The organism is Enterobacter cloacae complex sp. IR5401 (genome assembly GCF_049238425.1).
Lineage (GTDB): Bacteria > Pseudomonadota > Gammaproteobacteria > Enterobacterales > Enterobacteriaceae > Enterobacter > Enterobacter hormaechei_C.
In genome coordinates, this window is sequence record NZ_JBMKHN010000004.1 from 152,315 (window position 1) to 166,025 (window position 13,711).

At 55.7% G+C, this 13,711-nt stretch carries 14 protein-coding genes; 9 read left to right on the plus strand and 5 right to left on the minus strand.

What is annotated here, in order from left to right; all coding sequences use genetic code 11:
• Positions 1 to 86: 86 nt before the first annotated feature.
• A complete protein-coding gene (gene rimL / locus ACOTX1_RS08165; protein WP_023314129.1) occupies positions 87 to 626 on the plus strand; it encodes a 50S ribosomal protein L7/L12-serine acetyltransferase in 540 nt (179 codons plus the stop codon).
• Here the strand turns inward: rimL and ydcK are convergent.
• On the minus strand, positions 621 to 1,601 hold the full coding sequence (ydcK, locus tag ACOTX1_RS08170; protein WP_023314130.1) for a YdcK family protein: 981 nt from the start codon (positions 1,599 to 1,601) through the stop codon (positions 621 to 623). The two genes, rimL and ydcK, sit on opposite strands and share 6 nt — an antisense overlap.
• 121 nt (positions 1,602 to 1,722) lie before the next feature.
• On the opposite strand from ydcK, the gene tehA reads away from it, so the two are divergent.
• Together tehA and tehB are read left to right on the plus strand one after the other, a co-directional pair.
• Positions 1,723 to 2,718, plus strand: a complete 996-nt coding sequence (tehA, locus tag ACOTX1_RS08175) for a dicarboxylate transporter/tellurite-resistance protein TehA (protein ID WP_023314131.1) — start codon at positions 1,723 to 1,725, stop codon at positions 2,716 to 2,718.
• A complete protein-coding gene (gene tehB / locus ACOTX1_RS08180; protein WP_023314132.1) occupies positions 2,718 to 3,311 on the plus strand; it encodes a tellurite resistance methyltransferase TehB in 594 nt (197 codons plus the stop codon). Before tehA ends, tehB begins: the two co-directional genes overlap by 1 nt.
• On the opposite strand, the gene pepT is transcribed toward tehB, so the two are convergent.
• The gene (gene pepT, locus ACOTX1_RS08185; protein ID WP_263521971.1) at positions 3,308 to 4,537 is read right to left on the minus strand and encodes a peptidase T; all 1,230 of its coding nucleotides are present in this window, start codon (positions 4,535 to 4,537) and stop codon (positions 3,308 to 3,310) included. The genes tehB and pepT overlap by 4 nt on opposite strands.
• A gap of 111 nt (positions 4,538 to 4,648) precedes the next feature.
• On the opposite strand from pepT, the gene ACOTX1_RS08190 reads away from it, so the two are divergent.
• Together ACOTX1_RS08190 and ACOTX1_RS08195 are read left to right on the plus strand one after the other, a co-directional pair.
• A complete protein-coding gene (locus ACOTX1_RS08190) occupies positions 4,649 to 6,244 on the plus strand; it encodes an ABC transporter substrate-binding protein (RefSeq protein ID WP_023314134.1) in 1,596 nt (531 codons plus the stop codon).
• A 133-nt stretch (positions 6,245 to 6,377) separates the two neighbouring features.
• Positions 6,378 to 7,052, plus strand: coding sequence for a DUF3313 domain-containing protein (locus ACOTX1_RS08195; RefSeq protein WP_003857221.1), 675 nt, complete (start codon positions 6,378 to 6,380; stop codon positions 7,050 to 7,052).
• Between the two features lie 34 nt (positions 7,053 to 7,086).
• On the opposite strand, the gene ACOTX1_RS08200 is transcribed toward ACOTX1_RS08195, so the two are convergent.
• Positions 7,087 to 7,983, minus strand: coding sequence for a DMT family transporter (locus ACOTX1_RS08200; protein ID WP_003857219.1), 897 nt, complete (start codon positions 7,981 to 7,983; stop codon positions 7,087 to 7,089).
• Positions 7,984 to 8,157: 174 nt separating this feature from the next.
• On the opposite strand from ACOTX1_RS08200, the gene ACOTX1_RS08205 reads away from it, so the two are divergent.
• The gene (locus ACOTX1_RS08205) at positions 8,158 to 9,030 is read left to right on the plus strand and encodes a helix-turn-helix domain-containing protein (RefSeq protein ID WP_003857218.1); all 873 of its coding nucleotides are present in this window, start codon (positions 8,158 to 8,160) and stop codon (positions 9,028 to 9,030) included.
• On the opposite strand, the gene ACOTX1_RS08210 is transcribed toward ACOTX1_RS08205, so the two are convergent.
• Positions 9,010 to 10,176, minus strand: coding sequence for a benzoate/H(+) symporter BenE family transporter (locus tag ACOTX1_RS08210; protein WP_023314135.1), 1,167 nt, complete (start codon positions 10,174 to 10,176; stop codon positions 9,010 to 9,012). The two genes, ACOTX1_RS08205 and ACOTX1_RS08210, sit on opposite strands and share 21 nt — an antisense overlap.
• Before the next feature lie 92 nt (positions 10,177 to 10,268).
• Here ACOTX1_RS08210 and ACOTX1_RS08215 point away from each other — a divergent pair, with 92 nt between their 5' ends.
• Both ACOTX1_RS08215 and ACOTX1_RS08220 read left to right on the plus strand, forming a co-directional pair.
• The gene (locus ACOTX1_RS08215) at positions 10,269 to 10,796 is read left to right on the plus strand and encodes a helix-turn-helix domain-containing protein (protein WP_023314136.1); all 528 of its coding nucleotides are present in this window, start codon (positions 10,269 to 10,271) and stop codon (positions 10,794 to 10,796) included.
• 80 nt (positions 10,797 to 10,876) lie between these two features.
• Positions 10,877 to 12,841 (plus strand): peptidase U32 family protein, encoded by a 1,965-nt coding sequence (locus ACOTX1_RS08220; RefSeq protein ID WP_023314137.1) that lies wholly within the window; start codon positions 10,877 to 10,879, stop codon positions 12,839 to 12,841.
• On the opposite strand, the gene ACOTX1_RS08225 is transcribed toward ACOTX1_RS08220, so the two are convergent.
• Positions 12,838 to 13,071 (minus strand): DUF2554 family protein, encoded by a 234-nt coding sequence (locus tag ACOTX1_RS08225; RefSeq protein WP_015570548.1) that lies wholly within the window; start codon positions 13,069 to 13,071, stop codon positions 12,838 to 12,840. The genes ACOTX1_RS08220 and ACOTX1_RS08225 overlap by 4 nt on opposite strands.
• A gap of 243 nt (positions 13,072 to 13,314) precedes the next feature.
• Here ACOTX1_RS08225 and ACOTX1_RS08230 point away from each other — a divergent pair, with 243 nt between their 5' ends.
• Positions 13,315 to 13,677 (plus strand): hypothetical protein, encoded by a 363-nt coding sequence (locus ACOTX1_RS08230; RefSeq protein WP_003857209.1) that lies wholly within the window; start codon positions 13,315 to 13,317, stop codon positions 13,675 to 13,677.
• Positions 13,678 to 13,711 lie beyond the last annotated feature (34 nt).

The window sequence follows — 13,711 nt, forward strand, 5'->3', positions numbered from 1 at the left end:
GGTGGCGGCTTCGCCTTACTCGGCCTGCTCTGGACGCATTTGTAGGCCGGGTAAGCGTTAGCGCCACCCGGCAATTAAGAGGCACCATGTCTTCAGAAATCATCCCCGTTAACCAGGAAATCGAGCTTCGCGCCGTTGAAGAGCGCTATACCACCGATCTGCATAACCTCGTAATCAAAAACAAAACCTGGCTGCAAACCGCCTTCGACTGGGCGCAGCATGTCGGCAGCGAAGAGGACACGCGCCGCAACGTGCAGAGCAACCAGATGCTGCACCAGCGCGGTTACGCCAAAATGTTCCTGATTTTCATGAAGGACGAGCTGGTGGGCGTGCTGTCCTTCAACGCGATCGAGCCTGCGAATAAGACCGGGTACATTGGCTACTGGCTTGACGAGGCGCATCAGGGGCAGGGTATTCATTCTCAGGCGCTCCAGACGTTTATGCGCTATTACGTTGAGCGCGGCGAGATCCGCCGCTTTGTGATCAAGTGTCGCGTGGATAACCAGAGCAGTAACCGGGTGGCGCAGCGCAACGGTTTCACGCTCGAAGGTTGTTTGCGGGAAGCGGAAATGCTCAACGGTCGCTACGATGACGTGAACCTGTACGCCAGAATCTTCCCGCTATAGCGCCCCCAGCAGCGGCGTCCGGGTGATCCGCGTGTCGCCGTTGATCACTTTGGCTCCCCGGACGTGAATGCGGTCACCCTCCAGCGCCTCGATAACCGCATCGTCCGTTATTTCCACCTGATGCTCAATCAGGACATCGCCGCTGATATGCGCCCGCCCCTGAATAACCACTTTGTCGTCAATCAGGATCGGCCCGCCGCGTAACCACGCCTCGCCGCCTATTAATACGTGGTGTTTAATAACGCAGTTGCCTTCGACGAGAGCGTTTTCCGCGACCTGTGAACTGTAGCGCACGGTCGGGATGGCATCCTCCTCCAGACCGGCCAGCAGACGGGCGTTGCCGTACACTTTGGCGCAGTCGCACACCCAGACGTTATTCACCGCGTTGCCCTCAAGAATGGCGCGATCGAACACCTCGGCGCGGTGCTCAACAAAGGCCCAGGTCACCATGGCATCACCGTAGATTTGTGCCTGATGCACAATACGCGACTGGCTGACCGTGGCTCGGTCATAGATTTGCAGGATCTGCTCACGGTCGGGTGTTAGCCCTTTGGCTGCAATCACCAGGCTGTTATGCAGCACCCGCGCGTGACCCGCGATACGGCATTCCCCGCGTACGGTGGAGTGCTGAATGGTGACGTTGTCACTTATTACCGCCCCGTGACTCACCTCTGCGGCGTCAAGCCAGCTGTTGCCGCCAACGTGTGCGCGGTGGCTTACGATGCAGGGTTGGGTGAGGCGGGCGTTACCGGATATCCTGGCCCCGGCAAACACCACGCTGTTTTCATCGTAAACCCAGCAATCCCCGTCCTGGGCGAGCGCGTGTTCATCCTCAACCCAACCGCCTTTAGTCCCGCTGGACACATCGTTAAAATCCTTCACGGCAATAATTTGTCTGAGAGGCGTGGTGCACGGCGTTGATCCGTCCTGCCAGCGCCAGAGACGCGTTTCATTGCCAAGTCGATATTTTGTCATCGTGTTATCCCTGAAAAGCCTTTCAATAAACGTAGCAAACTTTTGGTTTTTCGAAGTGCTGGCGTCCGCTCAGGAAACCCCTTAAAATGGCATTTAAAATACATTTTAAAGTTTAAAAAAAATGCATAACCAAAACCAACGCGTTCTTAACTTGCCCGCCGGGTATTTCGGTATGGTCCTCGGAACCATAGGCATGGGGTTCGCCTGGCGTTATGCCAGCACCATCTGGCCAGTGACGCGCTGGCCGGGCGAGATCCTGGTGGCGCTGGCGGTGACGATCTGGTTCCTTCTGAGCGTGGCGTTTCTTACCCGTGCGGTACGGTTTCCACATAGCGTGCTGGCCGAGATGCGGCATCCGGTAATGAGCAGTTTTGTCAGCCTGTTTCCTGCCACCACGCTGCTGGTGGCCATCGGCTTTGTGCCGTGGTATCGCCCGGTGGCGCTGGGGTTGTTTGGTGTGGGCGTGATGATCCAGCTTGCGTATGCCGCCTGGCAAAGCGCCGGGCTGTGGCGCGGCAAGCATCCGGAAGAGGCCACGACGCCGGGACTGTATCTGCCGACGGTGGCGAACAATTTTATCAGCGCGATGGCCTGCGGTGCGCTGGGTTTCCACGATGCGGGGCTGGTGTTCCTTGGCGCCGGGGTCTTTTCCTGGCTGAGCCTGGAGCCGGTCATTTTGCAACGCCTGCGCAGCGCGGGCGAACTGCCCGCGGCGCTTCGTACCTCGCTTGGGATCCAGCTTGCGCCTGCCCTGGTAGCCTGTAGCGCCTGGTTTAGCGTCAACGGCGGCGAAGCGGACACCTTCGCCAAAATGCTTTTCGGCTATGGTCTGTTGCAACTCCTGTTTATGCTGCGTCTGATGCCGTGGTATCTGTCGCAGCCGTTCAACGCGTCGTTCTGGAGCTTCTCGTTCGGGGTGTCGGCGCTGGCGACCACCGGTTTGCATCTTGGGCAAAGTAGCCCGTCAGGGTTCTTTCACGCCCTTGCTGTTCCCCTGTTTATTTTCACCAACGTCATCATCGCGATGCTGCTGGTCCGTACTTTTATCTTGCTGATGCAGGGCAAACTTCTGGTGCGCGCTGATAAGGCACTGCTTATGCAATCTGAGGAAAAATAATGACTGTCGATGAAAACTACTTTACTGAGAAATATGGGCTGACCCGCACGCACTCAGAGGTGCTGCTCAGCGCGGACATTGTTAAGCCGGGTAAAACGCTCGATCTGGGTTGCGGGAATGGCCGCAACAGCCTCTACCTCGCTGCCAACGGCTATGACGTGACGGCGTGGGATAAAAACCCGATGAGCATCGATAACATCGAGCGCATTAAGGCGGCGGAAGGGATCGCGAATCTGCAAACGGCGATTAAGGATCTGAACAACCTGACCTTTGACGGCGAATATGACTTTATTCTTTCCACCGTCGTGTTGATGTTCCTCGAAGCGAATACCATCCCTGGTCTTATCGCCAATATGCAGCGTTGCACCAGACCAGGCGGCTATAACCTGATCGTTGCCGCCATGGATACGGAGGATTATCCGTGCACCGTCGGCTTCCCGTTTGCCTTCAAACCCGGTGAACTGAGCAACTACTACGAAGGCTGGGAGCTGATCAAGTACAACGAAGAGGTAGGGGAACTCCACCGTACCGATGCCAACGGGAACCGTATCAAGCTGCGCTTCGCTACCATGCTCGCACGCAAGCCCGCTTAACGCGCCGCCAGCAGACAGAGTTGCAGGGCCGTGCGACAGGAGGCCTCGAACGACGACAGCGGTAAAAACTCAAACTTCGAGTGGAAGTTATGGGCGCCGGTGAAGAAGTTCGGGGTGAGCAAGCCTTTAGCTGACAGGGCCGCCCCATCCGTGCCACCGCGCATGGGGATCGGTTTTGGGGTGATGCCGAGCGACTCCATCGCCTCGAACATCAGGTCGATCGCGCGGCGGTCTTCGCCAATCGCATTGCTGATATTGCTGTAGGTATCTTCAATGCGATAGTCCACGTTTGCCGTGGGATGCTGCGCGGCTATTTGCGCCGCCACATCGGCAATTCGCTGCTTGCGGGCGGCAAAACCGTCTTTGTCAAAATCACGAATGTTGGCTTTCAGTACCGCTTCGTTTTGCCCGGCCTGGATGCCGTTAAACCAGATATAACCTTCGCGCCCCTCGGTGCATTCCGGGGTTTGCTGGCGATCGAAATGGCTGATGAAATCCGTTGCCATCAGCAGCGGATTGACCAGCACCCCTTTGGCGGACATCGGGTGCGCCGTGACGCCGGTAAAGCGAATTTCAGCCGCCGCCGCGTTAAAGTTCTCGTAAACAATTTCGCCCAGCTCGCAGCAGTCGATGGTCCAGGCAAAATCGACGTCGAAGCGCTTTAAATCCAGCGCTTTCGCGCCGCACAGGCCAATCTCTTCATCGGGCACAAACGCCACCACAATATCGCCATGGTTGTGCTCAGCGGTGAGGTTTTCCAGCACCGTCATGACCACGGTGACGGCCGCTTTATTATCTGCGCCTAATACGCTGGTTCCGTCGCTGAAAATAATCTCCTCATCAGGATAAGCCAGAATTTCCGGGTGCTCTTTTACGCGCAGCCAAATATCTTTCTCTTTATTCAGGCAGAGATCATCCCCCGTAAAGGTTAATATTTGTGGATGAATATCCGGGGATAAACCGACGTCGACGGTGTCGATATGGGTAATAAAACCAATACGCGGCGCGCCGGGAACATTGCCTTTTTTCACGGCGGTAACGGTGGCGAACTCATCAATCACAATATCGTCTAACCCCAGCGTTTCCAGCTCCTTCGCCAGCTCCCGCGCCATGTCGTGCTGGCCCGGGGTGGAGGGCAGGGTTTTGACTTTCGGGTCGCTCTGGCTGGTGATGGCGAGATAGCGGAAAAAGCGTTGGGTTAATTGTCTGGAGAGTTCCGAGCCCATAGTGTTTCCTTCTGTATTTATTTTTCATGTGTTTGCGCCATCACTTTAATGTTATTTATGAAATGGCAAAAGAAGTAATTAGCCGTCGAATTAAAAAGACAGGAATAAATGATGAAAAGCACATTCACAATGATAACGCTGGCGCTTGCTGCACTGACGGTCAGTTCCACCGTCGCGGCAAAAACGCTGGTGTATTGCTCCGAAGGATCGCCGGAAAATTTCAATCCTCAGCTCTATACGTCGGGGACCAGCGTGGACGCCAGCGCCGTACCGGTTTATAACCGTCTGGTCGATTTCAAACCGGGCACTACCGAACTGGTACCGAGCCTGGCGGAAAGCTGGGAGGTAAGCGAGGATGGCAAGGTCTACACCTTCCACCTGCGCAAAGGGGTGAAATTCCACAGTAATAAGCTGTTCACGCCGACGCGCGACTTCAACGCGGACGACGTGATTTTCTCGTTTATGCGCCAGAAGGATGTCAATCATCCCTACCATAACGTCTCCAACGGCAGTTATTCCAACTTCGAAAGTCTGGAGTTCGGCAGCCTGATTACCGCCATTGATAAAGTTGACGATCACACCGTGCGCTTCACCCTGGCGCATCCGGAAGCGCCGTTTGTCGCTGACCTGGCGTGGTACTTTGCCTCCATTCTGTCGGCGGAGTATGCCGATGCCATGCTGAAAGCGGGCACGCCAGAAAAGGTCGATATGCAGCCGATTGGCACCGGGCCGTTTAAGCTGTCGCAATATCAGAAGGATTCCCGCATCCTCTTTACCGCTTTCCCTGACTACTGGCAGGGAAAATCGAAGCTGGATCGTCTGGTGTTCACCATCACGCCGGACGCCTCGGTACGTTTTGCCAAAGTCGAGAAGAATGAGTGTCAGGTGATGCCGTTCCCGAACCCGGCGGACCTGCCGCGTATGAAGGCTAACAAAGACATCAACCTGATGAGCAAGGCCGGTCTGAATACCGGTTTCCTGGCGTTTAACACGCAAAAGTCGCCGCTGGATAACGTAAAAGTGCGTCAGGCGCTGGCGATGGCGATTAACAAACCGGCCATCATTGAGGCGGTCTTCCACGGCACCGGCACGGCGGCAAAAAACCTGCTGCCGCCTGGCGTCTGGAGTGCCGACAGCGAGCTGAAAGACTACGATTACGATCCAGAAAAAGCGAAAGCGCTGTTAAAGGAGGCGGGGTTTGCCAACGGCGTAAGCATCGATCTGTGGGCCATGCCCGTGCAGCGGCCGTATAACCCGAACGCGAAGCGTATGGCGGAGATGATCCAGGCGGACTGGGCGAAAGTTGGCGTGCAGACCAAAATCGTGACCTACGAATGGGGCGAATACCTGAAGCGCGTGAAGGGCGGGGAGCATCAGGCTGCGCTGATGGGCTGGACAACGGCGACGGGGGATCCGGATAACTTCTTCGGCCCGCTGTTTACCTGTACGTCCGCCAACGGCGGGTCGAATTCGGCGAAATGGTGTTATAAGCCGTTTGATAACCTGATTGCCGAAGCAAAATCGATAACCGATCGCGAAAAACGCGTGGCGCTGTACAAGCAGGCGCAGCAGATGATGCACGATCAAATGCCGGCGGTAATGATTGCTCATTCAACGATTTTTGAGCCAGTCCGTAAAGAGGTCACGGGCTATGAAATTGATCCCTTCGGCAAACACCTGTTCTGGCAAGTGGACCTGAAAGAGTAATTTTCACTGCCCGGTTTCGGTCGGGCAGTTTTTTCGCTATTTGTGCTGTCTTCGTCATTTTTTGCCACAACACATCGCCCCATTTTTTGTTATAACTTCAAGTGCATACTTGCAGATAACATGGAATACCATCATGCGTACTCACACTTTTTTTAAAGTTGCAGTGCTTTCTGGTCTGTTGGCCCTCTCAGGCTGTGCGTCAAAAGTCGCAGCCCCCGATCAATATTCAGGCTTTTTAAAAGATTACTCAGGCTTGCAGGAGATGAAATCTGCAACCGGGAAGCCAACCCTGCGTTGGGTTGATCCTTCTTATAATGAGGCGAATTATGACAGCATTATCTGGACGCCGATAACCTATTACCCGACGCCAAAACCGACCACTCAGCTTGGGCAAAAAACGCTTGATGAGCTGTTGAATTATACCAATACCAAACTGAAAACCGCGATTGGCCAGCGTAAGCCGATTGTGACGACGCCGGGCAAACATAGCCTGATCTTCCGCGGCGCCATCACGGGTGTGAGCTCAGACAAAGAAGGTTTGCAGTTCTATGAAGTGGTGCCTGTCGCGCTGCTGGTTGCGGGTACGCAGATGGCCACGGGCCATCGTACCATGGATACGCATCTGTTCTTCGAAGGTGAGTTAATCGACGCGGCTACGAACAAACCGGTGATTAAGGTTGTTCGTAAGGGGGAAGGGAAAGAGCTGGCGAACGAGAATACGCCAATGGGCTTCGGCACCCTGAAGCAGGTTGTGGATGACATGGCAACGGATGCCACTATGTTTGATGTTCATCAGACAGCAAATTAATAAAAAAAGGCCTGCATTTTCGCAGGCCGTTTTTTTATGCCGTCCGCAGGCGGCGGAACCAGGTTTCCGGCTTCGTAAACATCACCATATTCCCCCCCAGTATCAACAACAGGCCGACGATCCCGTTGAGATGCCACACGTAACCCTCGTACACCGTTGAAATCGACAGCGCCACCAGCGGGAACAGCAGGGTGCTGTAGGCGGCTTTACCGGGACCAATGCGGCCTACCAGCGTAAAGTAGGCGCCGAAGGCAATCACCGAGCCAAACAGCGCAAGATAGAGCAGCGCCCCCATATAGCTCACCGTCCATTCCGGCATAAAGTTATCGCCTCTGAAGAGGGCGATAAGTCCCATCACGACGGTGCCATACAGCATCGCCCAGGCGTTGGTGGTCATGGTTTCCAGCCCGTTTCGCTGATGACGCATGCTGATCATATTCCCCAGCGAGAAGCCGTAGGTGCCGAGGGCGGAAAGCCCGATGCCCGTAAGCAACGACGCGCTCCAGCCGCTGGCGAGCAGATCGTTCCAGAACAGGGTAATGATCCCGATAAGCCCCAGCGCTGCCGCCGTCCAGAAGCGTGCGGGTGGACGCTGGCCGAAGAAGATAAAGCTGTTGATGGCGTTATACAGCACGGCCATCGAGAAAATCACCGACTCAAGGCCGGTATTAATATGGGCGGCGGCGGTGTAAAAGCACCAGAAGTTGAAACAGAAAACGCAGCAGCCCTGTAGCATGCAGTAGAGATGATCCCGCAGCGCCAGCCTGCGCAGGCGGCGAAGGGCGACCAGGACGATCATCATCGTGGCGCTGGCCACGGCGAAGCGCCAGAAAATGGAGACCGGCGCTGCAACCGGCCCCTGTTGCAAAAAAATGGCGATCCAGGTCGTGCCCCAGATAACAACAACCAGCCCATAGAGTAATGCGTTCATGGTTTCTCTCTTCTCATACCGCGAAAAACAACAGTGTGGCGAAAGAAGATGGGCCCTGCTTTCATCGCCTTGCGCCGGACTTGCAAATTCTTGCGCTTTTTTCTCGCACAATGGCTGGTAACAGGCTGCAACACTTCTTAGACTGACAGTCTGATTAATCACCTGTTTACGGCCATGTCTCTCGTTTACGACACCTTTGAAACGTTACGCCAACAAAATGCGGTGCTGCGGGAAACCGTCGCGCTCAATACTGGCATTCAACTGGCGGCGTGGTACAACAAGCACGACACGATCACCGTGAAAAGCAACCATCACACCCTTAGCCTGTACGTGGCAGATGGCTATGAAAGCTATCAAAAAACGCCGGGTGGCTGGAAAAATGGCGGTGGGCCGGATCGTTTTTGTCTGATGCCGGAAGAGAGCGAATCCACGTGGGATATTCGTGACGACCTGTCGTTCGTGCACCTCTACTGCACCGATGAACACCTGCGGGACGTGGGGGAGAAAATCTGGGATAAACGACCGCTATCGCTGACGCTGGAGGAAAAAATATTCGGCAGCGATCCGAAAATCACCGCCCTTTATCGCCAGTTTTTGCTCGGCTGCGACTGGCAGCAAAACGCCAATCAGCTCACCCTGAGCACCGCGTCGACCTTATTGCTGACGCATTTAGTCCAGCACTATTCCAGCGTACAGTGGAAGCTGCCGGTAGTGACCGGCGGGTTATCGCCGTTTGTGCTGCGCAACGTGCTGGCCTTTATCGAGGAAAACCTGGCGCAACCCTTAACGCTGGCGGAACTGGCGGGCCAGGCCGCACTCAGTGAGTATCACTTTGCGCGGATGTTCCGCCAGTCGATGGGCCTGGCGCCGCATCAGTACGTCATGCAGCGCCGCATGGAGAAGGCCAAAGCGATGGTGCAGCACACGACCACGCCGCTCACCGACATCGCGCTGGCCTGCGGATTTAACTCCGCCAGCCATTTCAGTAACCGTTTTCGCAGCATGACCGGCATTACGCCGTCACAGCTACGCGCGGCGAAGGCGTGAGAAGACGGCGTAACAGATCCCTCCCAACACCAACCCCCAGAAGGCGGAGCCAATCCCCAGGAGCGTGACGCCGCTGGCGGTCATCAGGAAGGTGACGATCGCCGCGTCGCGCTCTGCTTCATGATTCAGTGCCTGATACAAACTCCCGCTGATAGTGCCGAGCAGGGCCAGCCCGGCCAGCGTCTGGATGCCGCTCAGCGGCAGGGCGGCCATCAGCCCCGAAATCGACCCGCCGAACACCCCCGCCAGCAGATAAAACCCACCTGCGGCCGCCGCAGCCAGCCAGCGTTTACTGGCATCCGGGTGGGCGTCCGGGCTCTGGCAGATGGCGGCGGTGATGGCGGCGATGCATATAGAATAGACGCCGAACGGGGACAACAGCAGCGCCAGCCCGCCTGTGGCAACGATCAGCGGTGAGACCGCCAGCGGATAGCCCGATGCCTGCATGGTGGCGAAGCCGGGCGCATTCTGCGACGCCATGGTCACCAGGAAGAAGGGTAAGCCGATGCTGATCAGGCTGGTGAAGGTGAACGCAGGGGCAATGAATTCCGGCATGATGACCGATAACGTCATTCTGTTCGTGACAACGTCACCTCCAGCCCAGGCAACGAACACGCCCACCAGCAGCGTGGCGACAATGGCGTACCGGGGCGCTACGGCTTTGGCCACCAGCCAGGCGGCCAGCATACTGCCGCAAAGAAAAATGTGTCCCTCAAGATTGCTGAATGCCTTCAGGCCAAACTGTAACAGCACGCCCGCCAGCATAGCGGCGGCAAGCGAGTGCGGGATCAGTTTCATCAACCGGGCAAACAGGCCGGTGACGCCGCACAGCAGAATCAGCGTATTCGCGAATATAAATACCCCGATGGTTTCCGCCAGCGTCACGCCATGCAGGCTGGTGGCGAGCAACGCCGCGCCAGGAGTCGACCAGGCGGTCAGCACGGGGGCTTTATACCACCACGACAATGCCAGCGTGCTGATCCCCATCCCGAGCCCTAGCGCGGTCATCCATCCGGCGATTTGCTGTGTACTGGCGCCAGCCGCCGCAGCCGCCTGCCAGATAATGGCGGCAGAGCTGGCATAGCCCACCAGAACGGCAACAAAACCGGCCAGCACGGCAGGAAAGAGAGAGGCAGTCGATCGCATGGAAACTCCGTTGTGCGTTATAACGTCCGGGATAAGGTATCACTGTGCGCTATAGCGTACAAGTGGTATGCTTTACCGCAACGGGAGGAACTATGGATATCACTCAACACCTGGCAATCACACTGAAAGCGCTGCGTCAGGCGCGGGGCTGGAGCCTGTCAAAACTGGCGGAAGAGACGGGCGTGTCGAAAGCAATGCTTGGGCAAATCGAACGCAATGAGTCCAGCCCGACGGTCTCTACCTTGTGGAAAATCGCCACCGGGCTGAACGTACCTTTTTCGGCGTTTATCACTCCAGAAAGCGAACCGCAGGCGGTATTCGATCCGCAGCAGCAGGCGATGGTGGTGAAACCGCTTTTCCCCTGGGATGAACAGCTTAAGTTCGACCATTTCTCCATCACCCTGTCGCCCGGCGCGCTGAGCGAGTCCACGCCGCACGAAGCCGGGGTGATCGAACATGTGGTGGTGATAAGCGGTGAGCTGGATATGCAGATCGACGGTGTCTGGCGCACAATATACGCTGATTCCGGCGTGCGTTTTGCCGGCGATAAACTGCACGCGTACCGCAACAGCAGCGCCTGTACGGTGCATTTTCACTCCCTGATCCATTATCCCCGCTAAAGCGTCGCAAAACGGTTTCACTGACACAGACTTCTGACTACAATAGCCGCCATTTTGACCATAACGGATAACGACGAAGTATGCGCCTGCACTCCCATCATCTTGAACTGCTAAGCCCGGCCCGCGACGCCGCCATTGCCCGTGAAGCCATTCTTCACGGTGCGGATGCCGTCTACATTGGCGGCCCTGGCTTCGGTGCCCGGCATAACGCCAGCAACAGCCTGCGCGACATTGCCGAGCTGGTACCGTTCGCTCACCGTTTCGAGGCGAAGGTGTTTGTGACCCTGAACACCATTCTTCATGATGATGAGCTGGAGCCCGCGCAGCGTCTGATCACCGATCTCTACCAGACCGGTGTTGACGCCCTGATCGTTCAGGATATGGGTGTTCTGGAACTGGATATCCCGCCGATTGAGCTGCACGCCAGCACTCAGTGCGATATCCGCACCGTCGAGAAGGCGAAGTTTCTTTCGGACGTCGGGTTTACGCAGATTGTGCTGGCGCGCGAGCTGAACCTGAACCAGATCCGCGATATCCATCAGGCGACCGACGCGACCATTGAATTCTTTATCCACGGTGCGCTGTGTGTGGCCTATTCCGGGCAGTGTAATATCTCTCACGCCCAGACGGGGCGCAGCGCTAACCGGGGCGACTGCTCTCAGGCCTGCCGTCTGCCGTATACCCTGAAAGACGATCAGGGCCGCGTGGTGGCATTCGAAAAACACCTGCTGTCGATGAAAGATAACGACCAGACGGCGAACCTCGGTGCGCTGATCGATGCTGGCGTACGCTCCTTCAAAATTGAAGGGCGCTACAAGGACATGAGCTACGTGAAAAATATCACCGCCCATTATCGTCAGATGCTGGATGCCATCATCGACGATCGCGGTGATCTGGCGCGCGCCTCCGCCGGGCGTACAGAGCATTTCTTTATTCCGTCTACGGACAAAACCTTCCACCGCGGCAGCACGGACTATTTCGTGAATGCCCGTAAAGGGGATATTGGCGCGTTCGACTCACCGAAGTTTATCGGCCTGCCGGTGGGTGAAGTGCTGAAAGTGGCGAAAGATCATCTTGACGTTCAGGTGACAGAGCCGCTGGCGAACGGCGATGGTCTCAACGTGATGATCAAACGTGAAGTAGTGGGTTTCCGCGCCAATACGGTGGAGAAAACCGGCGAAAATCGCTATCGCGTCTGGCCGAACGAAATGCCTGCCGATCTCTACAAAGCCCGTCCTAATGCGGCGCTTAACCGTAACCTGGATCACAACTGGCAGCAGGCCTTGCTCAAGACCTCCAGCGAGCGCCGCATTGCGGTGGATATCGCGCTGGGGGGCTGGGAAGAGCAGCTGATCCTGACCATGACCTGCGAAGACGGCATCAGCGTGACGCATACGCTCGACGGCCTGTTCGAGGTGGCGAACAATGCGGAGAAAGCGCTCAACAACCTCAAGGATGGCGTGGCGAAGCTGGGGCAGACCATTTATTACGCGCGCAATATTGAGGTGAATCTGCCGGACGCGCTGTTCGTGCCGAACAGCCTGCTGAACCAGTTCCGCCGTGAAACGGCCGAGATGCTGGATGAAGTACGCCTGGCAAACTATTCGCGCGGCAGCCGTAAGGCCGAAGCGGTGCCTGCGCCGGTCTACCCGGACACGCATCTTTCTTTCCTCGCGAACGTATACAACCACAAAGCGCGTGCGTTTTATCATCGTCACGGCGTGCAGCTGATTGACGCCGCGTATGAAGCGCATGAAGAGAAGGGCGATGTGCCGGTGATGATCACCAAACACTGCCTGCGGTTTGCTTTTAACCTTTGTCCGAAACAGGCGAAAGGCAATATTAAAAGCTGGAAAGCGACGCCGATGCAGCTGGTGAATGGCGATGAAGTGCTGACGCTGAAGTTTGACTGCCGTCCGTGTGAAATGCACGTTATCGGCAAGATGAAGAATCACATCTTCAAAACGCCGCCGCCGGGAAGCATTGTGGCCTCCGTCAGCCCTGACGATTTGATGAAGACCCTGCCGAAGCGTAAAGGCAGCTAACCCGCAGAGTGGGTATCCGGTTTGCGCGATTTCTGCCAGGCATGGTGCTCGCGCAACCCCTCCGCAGACTCCTCAGCCGCGCTGCGTAACTCGTCGCTGTCAGCTTCATGACGAAGCTGATGGTCGGCGTTTTTCACATACACAAATTCATGCCCTTTGTGCTCCGCCATAATCTGTCCTGAGAACAGGGCGCTAATCACCAGCAGTAGCGAAAATTCTTTTCTGAACATCATTTATCCCCTGAAAATACGCTACGGTCATCGTAGGGATAATTTCATAGAGTAATTATTCGACTCTTTAAATTTGAGAAAATAGAGTGTCAAAAATTGTGGTCGCAATAAAATGCGCTTAAGACTATTCTTAAAAGCGATATCGACGTTGTAAACTCCCATTTCTGGTATGCAAAGAGCAACTAGATTTATTGGGAAATCATTTACAATAAGATTTTTCTGGCTAAGGATTGGATCGAATAAATGAAAAAAATAATCGTGCTATCACTTCTGGGCGTAGTGGTTGCGGTGGGTGCTGCGGCCAGCATCTATTCAAATGAAGAACCAGAATATATTCAGTCAGCAAAAAGCCGTGTCGGATCGTATTTAACCAGCGATTACGGACGTGTCGAATGTAATAGCACCCAGGTAAGTGAAGATCGCTGGGAGCTGGGCTGTACCAATAAGGCGAGAGGCAAAACCTTCCAGTTCGCCGTTTACCCACCCGAGCAGGCACCGTATGGGGTCTCTCGTGCGTTTTATCTCGAAGCGATTAATGATGATGCCCGCCAGAGTGCAGATCAGGGGCTGATGCGTTATCTGCAAATTAATACCAAAGCGGGTTAATCGATTCGTTTATGCTTCGTTGAGGCTCACAGTG